The sequence below is a fragment of the Kitasatospora sp. NPDC001660 genome (assembly GCF_053596725.1).
On record NZ_JBSFGU010000022.1, the window covers coordinates 41,530 to 60,922 of the forward strand.

General features: G+C 73.5%; 16 protein-coding genes. 10 read left to right on the forward strand and 6 right to left on the reverse strand.

Annotated elements, in window-relative coordinates:
• The first annotated feature begins 263 nt into the window (after positions 1-263).
• Both ACWCXH_RS23250 and ACWCXH_RS23255 read left to right on the forward strand, forming a co-directional pair.
• The gene (locus ACWCXH_RS23250) at positions 264-452 is read left to right on the forward strand and encodes a hypothetical protein (RefSeq protein ID WP_449803372.1); all 189 of its coding nucleotides are present in this window, start codon (positions 264-266) and stop codon (positions 450-452) included.
• Between the two features lie 130 nt (positions 453-582).
• The gene (locus ACWCXH_RS23255) at positions 583-1,344 is read left to right on the forward strand and encodes a MerR family transcriptional regulator (protein ID WP_449803373.1); all 762 of its coding nucleotides are present in this window, start codon (positions 583-585) and stop codon (positions 1,342-1,344) included.
• Between the two features lie 164 nt (positions 1,345-1,508).
• On the opposite strand, the gene ACWCXH_RS23260 is transcribed toward ACWCXH_RS23255, so the two are convergent.
• Entirely contained in the window at positions 1,509-3,887 is a 2,379-nt protein-coding gene (locus ACWCXH_RS23260; RefSeq protein ID WP_449803374.1) for an FtsX-like permease family protein, read from the reverse strand.
• Between the two features lie 73 nt (positions 3,888-3,960).
• Positions 3,961-4,674, reverse strand: a complete 714-nt coding sequence (locus ACWCXH_RS23265) for an ABC transporter ATP-binding protein (RefSeq protein ID WP_449803375.1) — start codon at positions 4,672-4,674, stop codon at positions 3,961-3,963.
• Positions 4,675-4,912: 238 nt separating this feature from the next.
• Between ACWCXH_RS23265 and ACWCXH_RS23270 the strand changes: the two genes are divergently transcribed.
• From ACWCXH_RS23270 to ACWCXH_RS23285, 4 genes are all read left to right on the forward strand, one after another.
• A complete protein-coding gene (locus ACWCXH_RS23270; RefSeq protein ID WP_449803376.1) occupies positions 4,913-6,379 on the forward strand; it encodes a histidine kinase in 1,467 nt (488 codons plus the stop codon).
• Entirely contained in the window at positions 6,331-7,005 is a 675-nt protein-coding gene (locus tag ACWCXH_RS23275) for a response regulator transcription factor (RefSeq protein ID WP_449803377.1), read from the forward strand. Before ACWCXH_RS23270 ends, ACWCXH_RS23275 begins: the two co-directional genes overlap by 49 nt.
• 388 nt (positions 7,006-7,393) lie before the next feature.
• Positions 7,394-8,428 (forward strand): isopenicillin N synthase family dioxygenase, encoded by a 1,035-nt coding sequence (locus tag ACWCXH_RS23280; protein WP_449803378.1) that lies wholly within the window; start codon positions 7,394-7,396, stop codon positions 8,426-8,428.
• Positions 8,429-8,565: 137 nt separating this feature from the next.
• A complete protein-coding gene (locus tag ACWCXH_RS23285) occupies positions 8,566-9,321 on the forward strand; it encodes a MerR family transcriptional regulator (RefSeq protein WP_449803379.1) in 756 nt (251 codons plus the stop codon).
• Positions 9,322-9,367: 46 nt separating this feature from the next.
• Here ACWCXH_RS23285 and ACWCXH_RS23290 read toward each other — a convergent pair whose 3' ends face one another.
• From ACWCXH_RS23290 to ACWCXH_RS23305, 4 genes are all read right to left on the reverse strand, one after another.
• Positions 9,368-11,545: a 3-hydroxyacyl-CoA dehydrogenase NAD-binding domain-containing protein gene (locus ACWCXH_RS23290; RefSeq protein ID WP_449803380.1), complete on the reverse strand. Its 2,178-nt coding sequence runs from the start codon at positions 11,543-11,545 to the stop codon at positions 9,368-9,370.
• Between the two features lie 37 nt (positions 11,546-11,582).
• On the reverse strand, positions 11,583-12,797 hold the full coding sequence (locus ACWCXH_RS23295; protein WP_449803381.1) for an acetyl-CoA C-acetyltransferase: 1,215 nt from the start codon (positions 12,795-12,797) through the stop codon (positions 11,583-11,585).
• A 68-nt stretch (positions 12,798-12,865) separates the two neighbouring features.
• Entirely contained in the window at positions 12,866-14,008 is a 1,143-nt protein-coding gene (locus tag ACWCXH_RS23300; protein WP_449803382.1) for an acyl-CoA dehydrogenase family protein, read from the reverse strand.
• Between the two features lie 2 nt (positions 14,009-14,010).
• Positions 14,011-15,261 carry a CaiB/BaiF CoA transferase family protein gene (locus ACWCXH_RS23305; RefSeq protein ID WP_449803383.1) on the reverse strand — a complete coding sequence of 417 codons (1,251 nt, stop codon included), beginning with the start codon at positions 15,259-15,261 and terminating at the stop codon, positions 14,011-14,013.
• Between the two features lie 344 nt (positions 15,262-15,605).
• On the opposite strand from ACWCXH_RS23305, the gene ACWCXH_RS23310 reads away from it, so the two are divergent.
• From ACWCXH_RS23310 to ACWCXH_RS23325, 4 genes are all read left to right on the forward strand, one after another.
• On the forward strand, positions 15,606-16,130 hold the full coding sequence (locus ACWCXH_RS23310) for a GNAT family N-acetyltransferase (protein WP_449803384.1): 525 nt from the start codon (positions 15,606-15,608) through the stop codon (positions 16,128-16,130).
• Positions 16,131-16,229: 99 nt separating this feature from the next.
• The gene (locus tag ACWCXH_RS23315; RefSeq protein WP_449803385.1) at positions 16,230-17,222 is read left to right on the forward strand and encodes a hypothetical protein; all 993 of its coding nucleotides are present in this window, start codon (positions 16,230-16,232) and stop codon (positions 17,220-17,222) included.
• Positions 17,223-17,238: 16 nt separating this feature from the next.
• Positions 17,239-18,510 carry a sensor histidine kinase gene (locus tag ACWCXH_RS23320; RefSeq protein WP_449803386.1) on the forward strand — a complete coding sequence of 424 codons (1,272 nt, stop codon included), beginning with the start codon at positions 17,239-17,241 and terminating at the stop codon, positions 18,508-18,510.
• A gap of 80 nt (positions 18,511-18,590) precedes the next feature.
• Positions 18,591-19,262, forward strand: coding sequence for a response regulator (locus tag ACWCXH_RS23325; RefSeq protein WP_449803387.1), 672 nt, complete (start codon positions 18,591-18,593; stop codon positions 19,260-19,262).
• Positions 19,263-19,393: the final 131 nt, after the last annotated feature.

Sequence of the window (19,393 nt, forward strand, 5' to 3'; positions counted from 1 at the left end):
CGAGCGCGGTGCGGGTACGGATCCTCGACTTCCTCGGGGACGCCGTGGGGTGCGTCGTCGAGGCGTTCGTCACAGGCTTCATCGGGCCTCCGGTTCAGGGGAGTTGCGGCCGGTTCCACGGTCGCTTTCGCGGTTGCTGCTGCGGTTGTTTCCGCGGCAGGTTCCGGTGAACTTGGTGGAGCGCGTGCCCGCGGGGGCGACGCCGGTGGTGTTCCCGTGCTCGCGTACCTGTCGCCGGGGGAGCGGGAGAGTTCACCGCCACCGTGCGCGACCTGCCCGGGCACTGGGTCTCCAACGAGGCCGTCCCGGTGCTGCCCGCCGTCGAAAGGCGCCTCCCCCGGCCCGCGCCCTCCGGGTCCGGCCTGTTCGCGCTCGCCCTGGACGAGCACCCGGTGGCCTTCACCGGACCGCACGGGCAGTCGCTGGACTGGTTCGGCGAGGCAGCGGCGTAGCGCTTCGACGTGCGGACGGAGTTCGGGCTTGAAGTTGCCGCAACGGCAGCTTCTACCGTCGTGACCAGGGCCGGAGGCACCGGCCCTGGAAACGGCGAACGTGTGGGAACCGAAACTGGAGGAGGCGGCCATGGCCTGGCCGATCGCGGAGGTCGCCCGGATGTCGGGCGTGACCGCCCGTACCCTGCGGCACTACGACGAGATCGGGCTGCTGTCCCCGGCGTGGATAGGCTCCAACGGCCACCGTTACTACGAGGAGCGGCAGTTGCTGCAGTTGCAGCAGATCCTCGTGCTGCGGGCACTGGGCGTGGGGCTGACCGAGATCGCCCGGATCCTCGGTGAGCAGGTGGACGAGCTGGAGGCCCTGCGGGGCCACCACCACCGGTTGCTCGCCGAGCGGGACCGGCTGGACGGCCTGGCCACCACCGTCTCCCGCACGATCGCCGAACTGGAACGGTCCAGGAAGGACGGCACGCCCATGACCAGCATCAACCGCCCGGAGAACCTGTTCGAGGGCATCCAGCCCGCCGACGTCGAGGAGAGCCTGCGCGACTTCCCCGAGCACGCGGAGGCCGCCCTGCGGGCGACCGCCGCGATGACCCCGGCCGAGGTCGAGGCCGGCCAGCGCGAGCGGACCGCGCAGATGATCCGGCTCGCCGAGTTCATGGCGGACGGCCTCCCGGCCGGCGCCGAGCCGGTGCAGACCAAGATCGACGCGGAGTACCGGGCGCTCACCGCGCTCCGACCGATCGCCGTCGAGGAGTACCTCGCGATCGCCCGGTCCTGCGTGGAGCACGAGCAGTGGCACGCCGCCTACGAGGCCATCGCCCCGGGCCTGGCCGCGTATCAGCGGGCCGCCATGGAGGCGTACGCGGCGGCGCGGCTCGCCTGAGCCGGCCCTGCGGCGGCCCTGCAGATGGCGGCCCTGCGGGTGACGGCCGGTCAGGAGGCGACGCCGCCCGGGGTCTGGCCCCACCCTGGCCACCTGCCGCTCCGCCCCACGCGTGGCCACTGCCCGGGCCGGGCCGCCTGCTCCGGCGGCCCGGCCCGCCGGGCTCACTCGGTGCGCAGCGCCGTGACCGTCCGGGTACGGGCCGCCCAGGTGGCGGGCAGGAGGGCGCCGATCAGCGCCAGCACCAGGCCTCCGAGTATCAGCGGCCCCACCACCGCGGGGTCGAACACCGTCAGGTCCGCCTCGGGCACCCCGACTCCGGCGGCGCTCGCCATCGCCGGCATCACCCAGTGGTGCACCGCGATCCCGATCGGGACTCCGATCAGTCCGGCCACCAGCCCGCTCCCGCAGACGGAGGTGAGCACCATGCCGACCGTCTGCCGGGGCGACATCCCGAGCGACTTGAGCACCCCAAGGTCGTGCACCCGCTCGCGGGTGTCCAGCAGAACGGTGTTGAGGACGCCGAGGCCGGCCACCGCGATCAGCAGCAGGGTGAGCGTCCCGGCCAGGGTGTTCATCGCCAGGACGACGATGCTGAGGTGCGCCCCGCCCGGCTCGGCGCCCAGACCCAGCGGCCGGACCGCCACGTCAAGCCCGTCGACGTAGGTCTTGGCGTCGGTGCCCGGGGTGAGGTCGATGTGGAACCCGATCGCCTCGGCCTGGACGGGCGAGCCGAGCGGGGTCAGCGCAGCCCGGTCGACGAAGACCAGGTCGTTGGTGGCCAGCACCTCGCCGCTGATCCGCACCGGGGCGGAGCGCCCGTGGTCGGTGAGGGTGATGGTGTCGCCCACCTTCGCCTGGTTGGCCCGGAGGTAGCCGGAGCCGACCACCGCCTCGTCGGGGCCCCGGAACCAGCGGCCCGAGACCATCTGGTAACCGCTCCAGGAGGCGTCGCCGGAGAAGGCGAGCACTTCGGATCGCGCCGTACTCCCGGCCACGGAGACCGGTGTCGGGACGGTGCTGTACCAGGCCCGGGTGCCGGGGCGGGCGTCGATCAACTCGGCCACGGCAGCCTCGTCCGCGTGGTCGGGGACCTTCACGGCGCCGTCGATCGGAGCCTCCACCACAACCTTGCCCGCGTGCTCGGCGGTCAGGCCGTCCTGGAAGGCGCCGAGCGAGATCGTCAGGCCGACGCAGAGGGTGACCCCGACGGTGCCGAGCACCACCGCGGCAGCGGTGGTCGCCGAGCGGCCCGGCCGGTTGAACGGGCTCGCCAGCCCGAGGCTCAGGGCGCGCGGCACCGGCAGCCGGCCGATCAGCCGCTGGAATACGGCCACCGGGCCCGCACCGCTGCCACGGGCTGTGGCCCGCTTGGCACCCGGCGCCGTCCGGCCGACCGCGAGCGCCTCGACCGTGCGCAGCCGCCCGGCGCGCAGGGCGGGCACCAGCGCGGTGGCCACCACGGCGGCCAGGGCGACGGCCGGAACCGCGAGGTCCACCCAGAGCGGGATGCCGAGCAGGCCACCGTGCAGGGCCTTGTGGGCCATCCCGAGGACGGGCACGGAGAGCACGTTCCCGCCGAGCACGCCGAGCGCGGTGCCGATCCCGGCGGGGACCAGCGCCTGGCCGACGTAGGCACGGGCCACCTGCGCCGGGGTGAAGCCGAGCGCCTTGAGGATGCCGATCCGCCGGGTGGCCGCGCTGACGGCGCCGCTGACCACGACCCCGATGATCAGCACCGACATGGCCAGGCCGAGCACCCCGAAGGCCGTCACGAACGGGACGAAGGTCGAGGCCGTCCGGTTGGCCTCCGCCTGGGCTGGCCGGTAGGAGGTGGCCCTGGTGAGCGCGCCGGCCGGCGCTGCGGCGACGAGCGCGGCGTGGTCCGCCTCCACCTCGGCGTCGGTGGCGGCGTGGGCGAAGCGGTAGAGGTACTGCTGGGCGGGCACCGTGCCGGGCGCGGTGAGCGCCGGGACCTGTTCGGGGGCGACCCAACCGTCCGCACTCCAGGAGATGGAGGAGGCGATACCGACGACCTTGAGGGTCGGATGACCAGGCAGGTCGGGGAAGGCCATGCTGTCGCCGATGGCCAGTGGGGAGTGGCCGTCCAGGAACACCACCTCGCCGGGGCCCGCGACCCACCGGCCCATCACCATGTGCAGGTCGTCCATCGGACCGCCCTGCGCCCGGCCGACCAGCGTCAGCGGCGGGAGCGGGCTGCCGGGCGGCGGGATCTGGGTGTCCTGGCCGGACCGCGCCTGGGCGGTGACCGCCGGGTAGGGGCCTGCGGAGGCCGTCACGCCGGTGGCGTGCGCCGCCGCGGCGAGCTGCGCGGGGCTCGCCTTGGCCGGGTCGTACAGCACGTTCAGGTGCGCGCCGCGCTGGTCGGCGAAGGACCGCTGGTAGGGCCCCTGGGCGGCGACCAGCAGTCCCGTCGCGAGGATGCACGCCGTCACGGACATCATCGTGGTGAGCACCATGACGAGCGTCTGAACCCGCTTGCGCCCGACCCCGGCCCGCACCACCTTGCTCAGCGCACTCATGCGCCCACCTCGCTTCGCTCGGCAGGGGCATTCGCCCACACGCGCCTTCTCATCATTCGCTCGCACCGCTCGCTCATCGCACGCCTCCCGTGGCGGGCGCCACCGCGGTGTCCCGGACCAGGCGGCCGTCGAGCAGCTCGATCGTCCGGCTCGCGCAGGCCTCGGCGAGCGCGGTGTCGTGGGTGACCAGCAGGATCGTCTGGCCCTCCGCGTTGAGCTCGGTGAGCAGGCCCCGGACGTCAGCGGCCGAGGCGGAGTCGAGGGCGCCGGTCGGCTCGTCGGCCAGCAGGAGTGGTGGCCGGTTCATCAACGCCCTTGCCACCGCCACGCGTTGGCGCTCGCCTCCGGAGAGCCGGCCCGGGAAGGCGGTGGCGTGCCGGGCCACCCCGAGCCGTTCCAGCAGCTCGCCGGCCCGGACGCGCGCCTTCTCCCGCCGCATCCCGGCCAGTTGGGCCGGGAGCAGGACGTTGTCCTCGACGTTGAGGTCGTCCAGGAGGTTGAAGAACTGGAAGACCATGCCGATCCGCGTCCGCCGGTACTCGGCCAGCGCGGCCTCGCCGAGCTCGTGCACGGCGACGCCGTCCACCACCACGCCGCCCTCGCTCGGCCGGTCGAGCCCAGCGATCAGGTTGAGCAGCGTCGACTTGCCGCTGCCGGAGCGGCCGAGCACGGCCAGCGCCTCACCGGCCCGCACCTCGAGGTCGAGCCCGGCCAGCGCCGGGCGTGCGGCGTCGGATCGGTCGTACGTCTTGCCGACGCCGCGAATCTGGATGATCGGCGTGCTCACGAGCCCTCCACTGATCGGGATCCGGCACCGGAAGGCCCGGGCCGACTGACGGAACACGACGTTATGGATCAGCGCCCGGGGCCGGACAGCTGCCTAGGCGGCGTCTCTGAGGTGTATTCAGATACACCTGGTATTCGGGGCTCAGACCTAGAGCGCCGCAGGTCGACGGCCGTGCAGACTGACTGCCGACTGATCGACCGGGGGGCTTGCGGGCCGCCGTACGGAGAGGAGGCGCGGGATGAGGACCGATGCCGGGACGAGCACGAACGTGGTGGCGTGGGCCGCCGCGCGGGCAGGGGGCGCCGTCGTGGCCGGCGTGCGCGCACTCTACGCGGTCACGCTGGGCGTGACCGGGCTGGTCGCACTGGCAGCCGGGCCGGTCCTGCTGGCGGCCGCGCTGTTCGGCCCCGCCGACGCGGGCGGGCGCTCACCGGGCGGGCCGCTGATCCTGTTCGTGCCGCTCGCGCCGATGGCCCTCTGGGCGCTCTGCTGGGCCACCGGGGGCGGCGGACGGGCCATCGGGGCCGCCCTGTTCGTGCCGGGCGCACTCGCGGTGATGGCCACCCACCTGTACGGCGGCGCGGCGCCCGACGGCCGCTCCGGCTCGCTCTGGCTGGCCCCGGCGATGCTCGTGTTCGGGCTGCTCGGCGCGCGCTGGATCGCGACGGAGACCAGGCGCGTCGTCGGGAAGTGGAGCGGCCGGCCGGTCCCGGTGCCGTACCGCCGCGCCGCGGGCGACGGGCCGTGGCGGCGGCTGCGATCCGGCGGTTGGCTGACCGACCCGGCCGTCTGGCGGGACCTCGCCTGGACGGCCCTCAGCGGCCTCGCCTACCTGCTCACCGCCGCGATCGTCCTGCTGGCCCCGATCTCGCTGGAGGTCCTGGGGCGCGACGGCCCCCTCCTTCACCTGGGGATCGTCTACATGATGGGGCTCTGGATCGCGCCGGTGGCTGCCCTCTGGGCCGCCCCGCCGGTCCTGCGGCTGCACGAGCGGGCGGCCCGCGCACTGCTCGGGCCCTCGCGGCAGGCCGAACTGGCCCGCCAGGTCAGCCACCTGGCCCGGACCAGGGCCGACACCATCGACGCCGGCGCCGCCGAGCTGCGCCGCATCGAGCGGGACCTGCACGACGGGGCGCAGGCCCGGCTGGTGGCGCTCGGCATGCTGCTGACCGTCGCCGACCAACTGGTGGAGGACCCGGTGGCGCTGCGCCCGCTGCTGGCCGAGGCCCGGCTCTCCTCGGCCAAGGCGCTCAGCGAACTACGGGACCTGGTCCGCGGCATCCACCCGCCGGTGCTGGCGGACCGCGGCCTGGCCGACGCCGTGCAGGCCACGGCGCTGGACCTGCCCCTGCCGGTCACCTTCGCCGGCGAACTGCCCGGCCGTCCCCCGGCGCCGGTCGAGTCCGCCGCCTACTTCGCGGTCAGCGAGCTGCTGGCCAACGTGGTGAAGCACGCGGGCGCCTCGCACGTGTGGATCGAGATAGGGCACAGTGACGGGCTGCTGCGGATATCGGTCACCGACGACGGGCGCGGCGGCGCCGACCCGTCCCGGGGCACTGGCCTCAGCGGTACCGAACGCCGACTGGCCGCCTTCGACGGGGTGCTCGCGATCAGCAGCCCGTCAGGCGGTCCGACCATCGTGAACCTGGAGATCCCGTGCGCGTTGTCATCGCCGAAGACCTCTTCCTCCTCCGGGACGGGCTGACCCGGTTGCTGGAGGCCAGCGGCATGAAGGTCACGGCAGCCGTCGAGACCGGCGAGGAACTGCTCGCCGCGGTGGCCGCCGACCGGCCGGACATCGCCGTGGTCGACGTCCGACTCCCGCCCGGCTTCACCGACGAGGGGCTGCGCGCCGCCCTGGCGGCCCGTCAGGCCCACCCCGGGCTGCCCGTACTGGTGCTCTCCCAGTTCGTCGAGCAGTTGTACGCCCGCGAGCTGCTGTCGGGCGCCAGCACCGGCGGCATCGGCTACCTGCTCAAGGACCGGGTGATGGACGGCGCCCAGTTCATCGACGCGGTGCGGCGGGTCGCCCAGGGCGGCACCGCGATGGATCCGGAGGTGATCACCCGACTGCTCACCCACAACTCCTCGGCCGGTCCGGTCTCGACCCTCAGCCCGCGCGAGCGGCAGGTGCTCGCGCTGATGGCCGAGGGCCGGTCCAACGCGGCGATCGCCCAGCAGCTGGTGATCACCGAGCGTGCGGTCGCCAAGCACACCGCGTCGATCTTCGTCCGGCTCGACCTCCAGCCCTCGGACGACGACAACCGGCGGGTGCTGGCCGTCCTCGCCTACCTCAACAACGGAGAGAAGAACCGAACCATGCGGAACTGAACCACGCGGAACCGAGCGACCGAGAACCGAACGGCCCGGAACCGGGCGACTGAGGACCGCCCGACCGAGAGAAGGGCTCCTTGACAACACCATAGGAAAGTGGGGACGAGCCCTCCGCTGCAGGGGGGCTCGCCCGGGACAGAGCAGGTCATTTAGGCTGGGTGGCGTGCTCATCCTTGTTCGTCGTCGCCACGTGGACCTGCTCCGCGTGACGAGCATGTCCTGTCGACGCTCCGGCTGAACCTCGCGCCACCCACCCTCAGCGCGGCCCCCACCGGGCCGCCACCACCACCCGGCACCCGGAGCACGCGCCGCACCAGGCCGCCGCTCCGCCCTCCCCCGGTCGACCACCGGGACCGGCCGGGACGAGACCCAGCGGATGTCACCCATGACGCAGCAGCACACCCAGCCCCACCTCCAGTCACTCCCGGTGATCGACCTCTCGCTCGCCGACGGCGGCCCCGACGACCGCCGCCGCCTGCACGACGAACTGCGCGCCGCCGCCACCGGCGTCGGCTTCTTCCAGCTCGTCGGCCACGGCATAACCCCGGCCGAGACGGCCGCTCTCACCGACGCGATGCGCGCCTTCTTCGCCCTCCCCGAGGCCGACCGGCTCGCCGTGAGCAACCTGAACTCCCCTCACTACCGCGGCTACACCCGCACCGGCGACGAGCGCACCGGCGGCAGCCAGGACTGGCGCGACCAGCTGGACATCGGCGCCGAGCTGCCCCCGCACGTCCCCGGCCGGGGCGAGCCGCCGTACTGGTGGCTGGAGGGCCCCAACCAGTGGCCCGCGGCACTGCCCGAACTGCGCACCGCGACCCTCGGCTGGATCGACCGCCTCGGCACGGTCGCCCGCCGCCTGCTGCACGAACTCCTCACCGCGATCGGCGCCCGCCCCGACTTCTACGACGCCGCCTTCGCCGGCCACCCCCACCTGCGGCTCAAGCTCGTCCGCTACCCCGGCACGGCCCCGGACGGCGCCGGCCAGGGCGTCGGCGCGCACAAGGACTACGGCTTCATCACGCTGCTGCTCCAGGACACCGTCGGCGGGCTCCAGGTCGAGCGCCCGGACGGCACCTTCCTCGACGTCCCGCCGATGGAGGGCGCGTTCGTCGTCAACCTCGGCGAGCTGCTGGAGGTCGCCACCGACGGCTACCTCAAGGCCACCAGCCACCGCGTGGTCAGCCCGCCCGGAGCGCGTGAGCGCTACTCGGTGCCGTTCTTCTACAACCCCCGCCTCGACGCCCACATCGAGCCGCTCGACTTCCCGCTCGCGCACCACGCCCCTGGTGCCACCGAGGACCCGGACAACCCGCTGTTCGCCGAGTTCGGGCAGAACGAGTGGAAGGGGTACACGAGGGCGCACCCCGAGGTCACCCGCCGCCACCACCCCGGCCTGGCGGAGGCCGCCTCCCGCTGAACCGGCCGTCACCCCCACCCCCGCCGGTCGCCCTCCCCGGGCCGGCAGTGCCCGAGGACGCGGTGGACCGGCGGGGCGGGCACTGTCACACTGCTGCTGTTACAGCATGAGTGTGCCAGCGCGGCGGGAGGCAGCGGATGGGGGAGCACGGGGCCGTGGCGGGCGAGGTGCGGCTGACGGTGGACGAGCTGGCGGCGCGGGCGGGGGTCACGGTGCGGACCGTCCGGTTCTACGGGACGAAGGGGCTGCTGCCGCCGCCCGAGCTGGGGCCGCGCCGGGTCGGGCTGTACGGCGTCGCGCACCTGGACCGGCTGGGGCTGATCGAGGAGTTGCAACGGCAGGGGCTGACGCTGGCGGCGATCGAGCGCTACCTCGCCCGCCTGCCGGAGGACAGCACGCCGCTGGACCTGGCGATCCACCGCGCCCTGGTGGCCTCGTGGACGCCGGAGGCGGCCGAGGAGGTCGGGCGGGCGCAGCTGGAGCGCCGGGCCGGGCGCGGGCTGTCGGAGGATCAGGTGGAGCGGCTCGTCGCGATGGGGGCCCTGGAGCGGACGGCCGACCCGGAGGTGTTCCGGGTGGATCCGGGGCTGCTCCCGCTGGGGGTGCGCATCCTGGACGTGCCGATCCCACTGGAGACGCTGCTCGCGGCCCGGGCGGTGGTGCTGGAGCACAGCCGGGCCACGGCACGGGAATTGCACCGGCTCTTCCGGGAGACGGTGTGGAAGCCGTACCGGGAGAGCGAGCCGGCGCCGGACGAGCTGGCGCGGATGAAGGCGCTGACGGACCACATCCAGCCGATGGTGGCGCAGGCCCTGGTGACGGCGTTCCAGCGGTCGCTGCGGGAGGAGTTGGGTGAGGCCGTGCGTGACACGGCCTCACCCTCCCAGGACTGACGGATCAGTCGGAGAACCTCAGTCCCAGAGCCTCACTCGGACAACGTCAGTCGGAGAACGTCCGCCCCTCCGCCGCCATCCGCTCCAGCAGCACGGGCGGCGCGAACCGCTCGCCGTAGGCGGCTGCGAGTTCCCGGGCGCGGGCCGCGAAGCCGGCCGGGCCGCCCTCGTAGCCGTTGATGTACTGGAACACGCCGCCCGTCCAGGCCGGGAAGCCGATGCCGAGGATGGAGCCGACGTTGGCGTCCGCGACGGAGGTCAGGACGCCCTCCTCCAGGCAGCGCACCGAGTCGAGCGCCTCGCTGAACAGCATGCGCTCCTTGAGGTCCTCGAAGGGCACCGCGACGTCGGCGCGGGTGAAGTGCTCGCGCAGCCCCGGCCAGAGCCCCCCGCGTCGGCCGTCCTCGCCGTACTCGTAGAATCCTGCGCCGCCGCTGCGGCCGGGGCGGCCGAACTCGTCGACCATGCGGTCGACGACCGCGTCGGCCGGGTGGGGTGTCCAGGTGCCACCGGCGGCCTCGGTGGCACGGCGGTACTCGTCGCGGATCTTGCGGGGCAGGGTGAGGGTGAGCTCGTCCATCAGCGAGAGCACCTTGGCGGGGTAGCCGGCCTGGGCGGCGGCCTGCTCGATGCTGGCGGGCTCGATGCCCTCGCCGATCATGGCCACGCCCTCGTTGAGGAACTGGCCGATCACCCGGGAGGTGAAGAAGCCACGCGAGTCGTTGACGACGATCGGGGTCTTGTCGATCTGCCGGACGAGGTCGAAGGCGCGGGCGAGGGCCTCGTCGCCGGTCTGCGGGCCGCGGATGATCTCCACCAGCCGCATCTTGTCAACCGGCGAGAAGAAGTGCAGGCCGATGAAGTCGCCCACGCGCTGGACGCCTTCGGCGAGCAGGCCGATGGGCAGGGTGGAGGTGTTGGAGCAGAGCAGCGCGTCGGGGGCGACGACGCCCTCGACCTCCTGGAACACCTTGTGCTTGAGCTCGGTGTTCTCGAAGACGGCCTCGATCACCGCGTCACAGCCGGCCAGGTCGGCGGGGTCGGCGGTGGGGGTGATCCGGGCGAGCAGTTCGTCGCGCCCGGCCTCGGTGGAGCGGCCGCGGGCGACGGCCTTCTCCAGCAGGCCCGCGCTGTAGGCCTTGCCGCGCTCGGCGGCCTCGACGCTGACGTCCTTGAGCACGACCTCGATGCCCGCCCTGGCACACGCGTAGGCGATGCCCGCGCCCATCATGCCGGCGCCGAGGACGGCGACCTTGCGGACCGTCCGCTTCTCGACGTCCTTCGGCCGGCCGGCACCCGAGTTGACGGCCTGCATGTCGAAGAACAGGGCCTGGATCATGTTCTTGCTGGTCTGCCCGCAGGCCAGCTCGGTGAAGTAGCGGGCCTCGATCGTCATGGCCGTGTCGATGTCGACCTGGGCGCTCTCGACGGCGGCGGCGAGGATGTTGCGCGGGGCCGGGTAGGGCGCACCGGCCAGCTGCTTGCGCAGGTTGGCCGGGAAGGCCGGCAGGTTGGCGGCGAGCGCCGGGGTCGACGGGGTGCCGCCGGGGATCTTGTAGCCCTTGACGTCCCACGGCTGGACGGCGCTCGGGTTGGCCTCGATCCAGGCCCGCGCCTTCGCCGTCAGCTCCTCCGGCGTGGCGGCGAGTTCGTGGACGATGCCGTGCTCCAGCGCCTGCGCCGGGCGGTACTGGCGGCCCTGGAGCAGCACCTTGAGCAGGGCGTCGGTGATGCCGAACAGCCGCACCGTGCGGACCACGCCGCCGCCGCCCGGCAGCAGGCCGAGGGTCACCTCCGGCAGGCCGATCCGGCTGGCGGGGGTGTCCAGGGCGACCCGGTGGTGGCACGCGAGCGCGATCTCCAGGCCGCCGCCGAGGGCGCTGCCGTTGACGGCCGCGACGACCGGCTTGCCGAGGGTCTCCAGGGTGCGCAGCGCGCGCTTGAGCCGCATCGACTTCTCGAAGACGGCGGCGGCGTCCTCGGGGCGGGCGGCGGAGAGCATCCGGAGGTCTCCCCCGGCGAAGAAGGTCTTCTTGCCCGAGGTGACGACGACGCCGCGCAGCTCGTCCGAGGCGGCGAGGCCGGCCAGCCGCTCGACGACGGTGTCGAAGTCGGCGGTGAAGGCGTCGTTCATGGTGTTGACGGACTGGGTGGGGTCGTCGAGGACGAGGGTGACCACGCCGTCCTGGTCCTGCTCCCAGCGGATGGTGGTGGTGTCGCTCATGAGGTCAGGGTCTCCGGGAATCCGAGGAACGGGGAGGTCAGATGCGCTCGACGACGGTGGCGATGCCCATGCCGCCGCCCACGCACAGGGTGACGAGGCCGTAGCGCAGGTCGCGCCGCTCCAGTTCGTCGATCACGGTGCCGATCAGCATCGCGCCGGTGGCGCCGAGCGGGTGGCCGAGCGCGATCGCGCCGCCGTTGACGTTCACCTGGTCGGGGCGGAAGCCGAGTTCGCGGATGAAGCGGAGGGCGACGGCCGCGAAGGCCTCGTTGATCTCGACGAGGTCGATGGCGGCGGCGGTGAGCCCGGCCTTGGCGAGGGCCTTGCGGGTGGCCGGGGCGGGGCCGGTGAGCATGATGGTCGGCTCGGAGCCGGAGACGGCGGCGGAGACGATCCGGGCGCGCGGGCGCAGCCCGTACCGCTCGCCGACCTCGCGGTTGCCGATGGCGACCAGCGCGGCGCCGTCCACGATGCCGGAGGAGTTGCCGGCGTGGTGGACGTGGTCGATGGCCTCGACCCAGTGGTACTTCTGCAGCGCGACGGCGTCGAAGCCACCGGCGTCGCCGATCTGGGCGAAGGAGGGCTTGAGGCCGGCCAGGGTCTCGACCGTGGTGCCGGGGCGGATGAACTCGTCGCGGTCCAGGACCACCAGTCCGTTGCGGTCGCGGACCGGGACGACCGAGCGGTCGAACAGGCCGTCCGCCTGGGCCTTGGCGGCGCGGGCCTGGGACTCGGCGGCGAAGGCGTCGACATCGGTGCGGGAGAAGCCCTCGATGGTGGCGATGAGGTCGGCGCCGATGCCCTGCGGGACGAAGTTGGTCTCGTACGCCGTCATCGGGTCGGCGAACCAGGCGCCGCCGTCGGAGGCCATCTTCACCCGCGACATGGACTCCACGCCGCCGGCCAGGATCAGGTCCTCCCAGCCCGAACGGACTTTGGCGGCGGCCAGGTTGACGGCCTCCAGGCCGGAGGCGCAGAAGCGGTTCTCCTGGACGCCGGCGACGGTGTCGGGCAGGCCGGCCGCGATCGCGGCGATCCGGGCGATGTCGGATCCCTGGTCGCCGATCGGGCTGACGACGCCGAGCACGATGTCGTCGATCGCGGCCGGGTCCAGGTCGGGGTAACGGCGGCGCAGTTCGTGGATCAGGCCGACGACCAGGTCGATCGGCTTGGTGCCGTGCAGCGAGCCGGTGGCCTTGCCCCGGCCGCGCGGGGTGCGGATCGCGTCGTAGACGTACGCTTCGGTGGTCACGGTGGGAACGCCTTTCGGGGCTTCAGGACTTCGGGGCTTCAGGACTTCGGGGTGGGGGGCGGAGGGGGTCAGCCGAGGATGGAGCGGCCCACGATCTCCTTCATGATCTCGGTGGTGCCGCCGTAGATGGTCTGGATGCGCCCGTCGGTGAACGCGCGGGCGACCGGGAACTCGCTCATGTACCCGTACCCGCCGTGCAGTTGGAGGCACCGGTCGGCGGTGCGCTTCTGCAGTTCGGTGGCCCACCACTTGGCCATCGAGGCGTCCGCCGGGGTGAGCGCGTAGCGGTTGTGCTCGGTGATGCAGCGGTCGACGAACGCCCGGGTGACGGCGCACTCGGTGGCGAGTTCGGCGATCTCGAAGCGCACGTGCTGGAGCTTGGCGAGCGGACGGCCGAAGGCCTCGCGCTGCTTGACGTAGTCGGTGGTGATCTCGACCAGGTGCTCGGCCCCGGCGATCGCGGCGACGGCGATCGCGAGCCGCTCCTGGGCGAGGTTCTGCATCAGGTGGACGAACCCGCCGTTGAGCTCGCCGAGCAGGTTCTCCTTCGGCACCCGGACGTCCTCGAAGAACAGCTCGGCGGTGTCCTGGGACTTCTGGCCGATCTTGTCGAGGTTGCGGCCGCGCTCGAAGCCGGGCGTGCCGCGCTCGACGACGAGCAGGCTCAGGCCGTGCGCGCCGCCCTCGGGGGTGGTGCGGGCGACGACGATCACCAGGTCGGCGAGGATGCCGTTGGAGATGAAGGTCTTGGTGCCGTTGAGCAGGTAGTGGTCGCCCTGATCGACCGCCTGGGTGCGGATGCCCTGGAGGTCGGAGCCGGCGCCGGGCTCGGTCATCGCGATCGCGGTGATGATCTCGCCGGTGCAGAAGCCGGGCAGCCAGCGGCGCTTCTGCTCGTCGGTGGCGAGCGAGGTGAGGTAGGGGCCGATGATGTCATTGTGAAGCCCGATCGCCAGCCCGGGGGCCCCGGCGCGCGCGAACTCCTCCGCCAGCACGGCGGCGTAGCGGAAGTCCGGGGCGCCGCCACCGCCGTACTCCTCGGGGACGGCGGTGCCGAGCAGGCCCTGTCGGCCGGCCGCGAGCCAGACGGAGCGGTCGACGATGCCGGCCTTCTCCCACCGGTCGTAGTGCGGCAGGACCTCCTTGGCGAGGAACGACCGGACGGTGTCCCGGAAGTCGTCGTGCTGCTCGGTGAAGATGTCGCGCTGCAACGCTACGCTCCTTGGTCTGCTGCGGAGTTGTCCATGCCCGGGTCGCCCACGTCCAGGCCGTCCCCGTCCGGGTCGCCCATCACCGGGCCGTCCACCGGGCCCTCCTCGTCGGGGCCCAGGAGGGGCACGCCCCAGTCGCGGGCCACCTCGGCGGTGTGCGCGCCGGGCCGGGCCGGCGGGCGGCGCAGCGTTCCGGGGGTGGCGGAGAACCGCGGGGCGGGGGCGGGCTGGGTGACGCCGTCCGCCTCGACGTACGTGCCGCGCGCCGCCAGGTGGGCGTCGGCGACGGCTTGGCGCATCGTCAGCACCGGTTCCACGCAGGCGTCGGAGCCCGCGAAGAGGGCCTCCCACTCGGCGCGGGTGCGAGTGGCGAAGCGCTCGGCGATCAGGGTGCGCAGTTCGGGCCAGCGGGCGAGGTCGTACTGGCCGGGCGCGTCCGGTCCGAGGCCGAGCAGGCGGGCGAATTCGGCGTAGAACCGCGGCTCCAGCGCGCCGACGGCGAGGTGGCCGCCGTCCGCCGCCCGGTAGATCGCATAGAAGGGGGCGCCGCCGTCGAGCAGGTTCACGCCCCGGCGATCCTGCCAGTGGCCGGCCGCGAGCAGGCCCCACAGCATGCTGCCGAGGTGCGCGGCGCCGTCCACGATCGCCGCGTCGACGACCTGGCCGGTGCCGGTGGTGCGGGCGTGGTGCAGCGCGGCGAGCAGGCCGACGACGAGGTAGAGCGAGCCGCCCGCATAGTCGCCGAGCAGGTTCGCGGGGATCCCGGGCGCCTCCTCGGCCCCACCGGGAGCGGCGACCAGCCCGAGCACGCCGGCGACCGCCGCGTAGCCGATGTCGTGCCCGGCCTGCGCGGAGCGCGGCCCCTCCTGGCCCCAGCCGGTCATCCGGCCGTACACGAGTGCGGGGTTGCGCGCGAGGCAGGCGTCCGGGCCGACGCCGAGCCGCTCGGCGACGCCGGGCCGGTAGCCCTCGATCAGCAGGTCGGCCCGCTCGACGAGGTCGAGCACCCGGGCGGGCCCGTCGGGGGACTTGAGGTCGATCAGCACCGAGCGCTTGTTGCGGTTGGTGACGTCGCGCGCCGGGTCGATCCCGAGCGGCGAGGGGTCGGGCCGGTCCACCCGGACCACGTCCGCGCCCAGGTCCGCGAGCAGCATGGCCGCGAACGGTCCGGGGCCGATCCCCGCGAGCTCGACCACCCGCACACCCGCCAACGGGCCGGAGCCCACGGCCTGTGAACCACTGGTGTCACGCACTGGCTGCAGAACCCTTCGGGGTTTGACAGTAAAGCTGTAACACTCGCGATGATAGAGAAGCGACCCGCCGGTAACAAGACCGCCGCACCCCCGCCCCCTGCACCATCACGACCACGGAGGGCACATCTGTCCATCGCGTCGAAGGGCCCGCCCCCAACGGGCGCCGCCCGTTCCCGGGCGGCGACGACCCGTAGCAACAGCTCCCCACCACCGGAGGGCGAGGCGATCGAGTGCGAGCCGATTCCCTGAGACGAGCAACGGCGAGACGAGCAACGGCGACACGAGTATCGCCGTAATGGTCTATTGTGCAATTGACCTATTACGAATGACGCGGGGGAACCGTCATGACCGTTACGGAACGCACGATCGTCACCGAGACCGGGCGACTGCGGCTGACGCGGCCGCAGGACGACGACGTCGAGGCGGTGTTCGCCGTGCACGGGGATCCGGAGACCAACCGGTACAACCCGTACGGGCCGCACCGGGACCGCACGGAGAGCCGGGAGATGCTGGACCGGTTCCTCGCACGGTGGGAGGAGGAGGGGGTCGGGTACTGCGCGGTGGCGACGCGCGAGGAGCCGGGGGTGGTGATCGGGTTCGCGGGGGTGTGTCTCAACACGCTGGACGACGAGCGGGTGTTCAACCTCTACTACCGGTTCCGGCCGTCCGCCTGGGGCCTCGGGTACGCGGCCGAGGCGGCCCGGGCGGCGCTCGCGGAGGCCCGGCCACGGTTCCCGGGCGTGCCGGTGACCGCGCTGATCCGCGCCGACAACCTGCCGTCGAGGCGGCTGGCCGAGCGGCTCGGGCTGGTCCCGGACCCGGACGGCAGGATCGACCACGAGGAGCGGCTCATCCACCGAATGTCCTGAGGCCTCATGCCCCGGGAGCTGCCGGATCCCCCGCCAGGGGGAGGACGATCGTGACCAGGGCCGACGTGCCGCCCCCGGCCCCGGCGCGATCGTGGGGGCATGAGACACAAGGACGACGTGGTGCGGGGCGTGGCGGCCGGGGTCGCGATGGCCTCGACGGTGCCCTACCTGACGCTCAAGGTGCTGTGGCTGACCGGATGCGAGGTCGGCGTGCACGACCCGGGCTCCATGGACAAGCTGTGGCTGCTCAACCTCATCACCTTCGGGATGGACGCGATCGCCCTGGCGCTCGCGCTCACCTTCGTGCGGCCATGGGGCCGGCGGGCGCCGGCCGGACTGGTGGCGTTCCCGATGTGGGTGGCGACCGGACTGCTCGGGACGATCCTGGTGGCCCTGCCGGTGTCGCTGCTCGCCGGGCTGGTGCTCGGCCCGGAGCAGCAGACGCCGACGCGGCAGGCGGACGACGGCCTCTCCGGGTGGGTGTTCGCGCTCGTGTACGGCGGCTTCTCGGTGCAGGGCGTGGCGTTGATCCTCGCGTTCGTCCTGTACGCCCGGCGGCGCTGGGCGGGCCTGATGAGCGACCGGATCGGCGACCTGCCCGACTCTCCCACCCTCCCCGTGCAGCGCGTCTTCGCGGGCGTGGCCGCGCTGCTCGCGCTGGGCGTCGCGTTGGCCCGGGCGTACTGGGCGGCGGGCGGGACGACCGGGCTGCCGCTGCGCTGGGTCGAGGAGCGCAGCAGGTCGGTCGCGACGATGGACGCGGTGACGGCCGTGATGGCGGTGGCCGCGGCGGGAGCGCTGCTGGTGCTGGTGTTCCGGGTCGGGCCGGGGCGGCGGCTGCGGACGCCGCTCGTGGTCGTGTGGACGGCGGCCGGGTCGATGTTCGCCTGGGGCGCCTGGCAGTTGGTGGCGTTCGGGAGCACGACGACCGTCCCGGACCTGCCGAGCGCGGTGCCCGGACTGATGGTCCTGGTGGAGGCCGGGCAGGTCGTGGCCGGGCTGCTGATCCTGGCGGCGGGCGCGATGGCGCTGACCGAACGGGCGGCGGCCGCCGCCGGGAGGCCGCTGCCTGCCGTAGAGTCGCGCGCGTGACCACGGGGGCGGGCAGGTGAGCACGCTGGTGAAGGCGCAGCCGCACGGGCGGATCCGGCGGACGGCGGAGGCGCTGTTCGGGCGACGGGCGCGGCTGCGCTGGGTGCACCTGGTGCTCGGCGGCGCCCTGCTGATGCCGTACTGGCTGCTCTCGCAGGTGTTGCTCGGGGCACTCAACAACAACCAGTCCCACCTGCGCCAACTCCTGCTCCAGCTCCTCTCGGTCGGCACCTCGCTGCCGATGGCCGCCGTCACCGCGCTGCTGCCGACCGTCCGGACGCTGGAGAGCGCGGCGGCGCGGGCGCTGTGCGCGCCCGACCGGCCCGAGGAGCTCGCCACCGGCCCGACCCGGTCATGGGCGGCCCGGCGGCGCGCCGCCGTCTGGTACGTGCTGCACCTGTTCCTCGGCGGGGTGGTCGCCGGCATGACGCTGGCCGGGGCGCCGTTCGCCGTGGTCCTGGTGTTCCACTCCCCCGGCGCCCACGACCTCACCCAGTACTGGGAACACCGCTTCCCCGGCTGGCTGGTCACCGGCGCCGCCCTCGGCCTCGCCGTCCTGGCCCTGATCGTCGGCGTCAACGCCGCGTGCGGCGCTCTGCTCGCCCGCTGGGCGCCCGTCCTGCTCGGCCCGACCCCCGAGGAGCGGCTGGCCGTGGCCGAACACCGGGCCGCCGTGCTCGCCCAGCGCAACCGGCTGGCCCGCGAACTGCACGACTCGGTCGGGCACGCGCTGAGCGCCGTCGGCATCCAGGCCTCGGCGGCGGCCCGGGTGCTGCGCAGCGACCCGGACTTCGCCGCCGAGGCGCTGGCCGCGATCGAGGAGACCGCGCGGGCGGCCGTCGCCGAACTGGACACCGTGCTGGGACTGTTGCGCGAGGAGGACACCGGCGACGGGCCCGTCGGGCCCACTCTGGCCGGGCTGGATGACCTGCTGCGCCAGCTCGCCCGCACCGGCGTGCGGGTCGACGCCGAGCTCTCCCCCGGCCTGGACCGGCTGGCGCCGGCGCTCTCCCGCGAGGCGTACCGGATCGTCCAGGAGGGCCTCACCAACGTGCTGCGGCACGCCGGGCCCGCGCCGGCCGGGCTGCGGGTGGCCCTGGCGGACGGGCGGCTGGACATCGAACTGACCAATCCCCTGGGCCCCACGCGCCCCAGCCGCCCCGGCGGCGGGCGCGGGCTGCGCGGGATCGGGGAGCGGGCGGTGGCACTGCGCGGCGGCAGCGAGGCGGGGCCGGCCGGGGACGGGACGACATGGCGGCTGGCCGTGTGGCTGCCGGCGGGCCGATAGAACCGATGGGCCGATGGGCCGACGGACGAGTGCGCCAGAGGACCAGAGGGCCGATGGGGAGGATGAACGGGGAGGATGAGATGACCGGGAACATCCGTGTGGTGATCGCGGACGACGAGCGGCTGGTCCGGATGGGGCTGCGGGTGGTGATCGACGCCGAGCCGGACCTCGGCGTCGTCGGCGAGGCGGCGGACGGCGCCGAGGTCGTGCCGCTGGTGCGCGAACTACGGCCGGACGTCGTGCTGATGGACGTCCGGATGCCCGGCATCGACGGGATCCGGGCCACCGAGCAGCTGGTCGGCGGGATGGCCGAGCCGCCACGGATCCTCGTGGTGACCACCTTCGAGCACGACGACCACGTGTACGACGCGCTGCGGGCCGGTGCGGCCGGGTTCCTGCTGAAGCGGGCGCGGGCGGAGGAGATGGTGCAGGCGGTGCGGCTGGTCGCCCGCGGGGACTCGCTGCTGTTCCCGGCGGCCGTCCGTGAGCTCGCGCTGCGGCACGCGCCCGCGGCCGCCCGCGGCACCGCCGCCCAGGACCGGGGGCCGATCGGGCGGCTGACCGAGCGGGAGGGACAGGTGCTGCGGCTGATGGCCACCGGGCTGAACAACGGGGAGATCGCGCGGGAACTCGTCGTCAGCCAGGAGACGGTCAAGACGCACGTCGGCAGCGTGCTCGCCAAGCTCGGCGCGCGGGACCGCACCCAGGCGGTGATCGTGGCGTACGAGTCGGGGTTCGTGCTGCCCGGCTGAGCCGTATTCCGCCCGCTATGCAGGTAACGATGAACAGGAACGATGAGCAGGAACGATTCTTTCGTCCGGCCACTACCTGCGAGTAGAGTGCTGCGATCCCCCCGACCGTCCGATACCTCCCGTATCGCCTG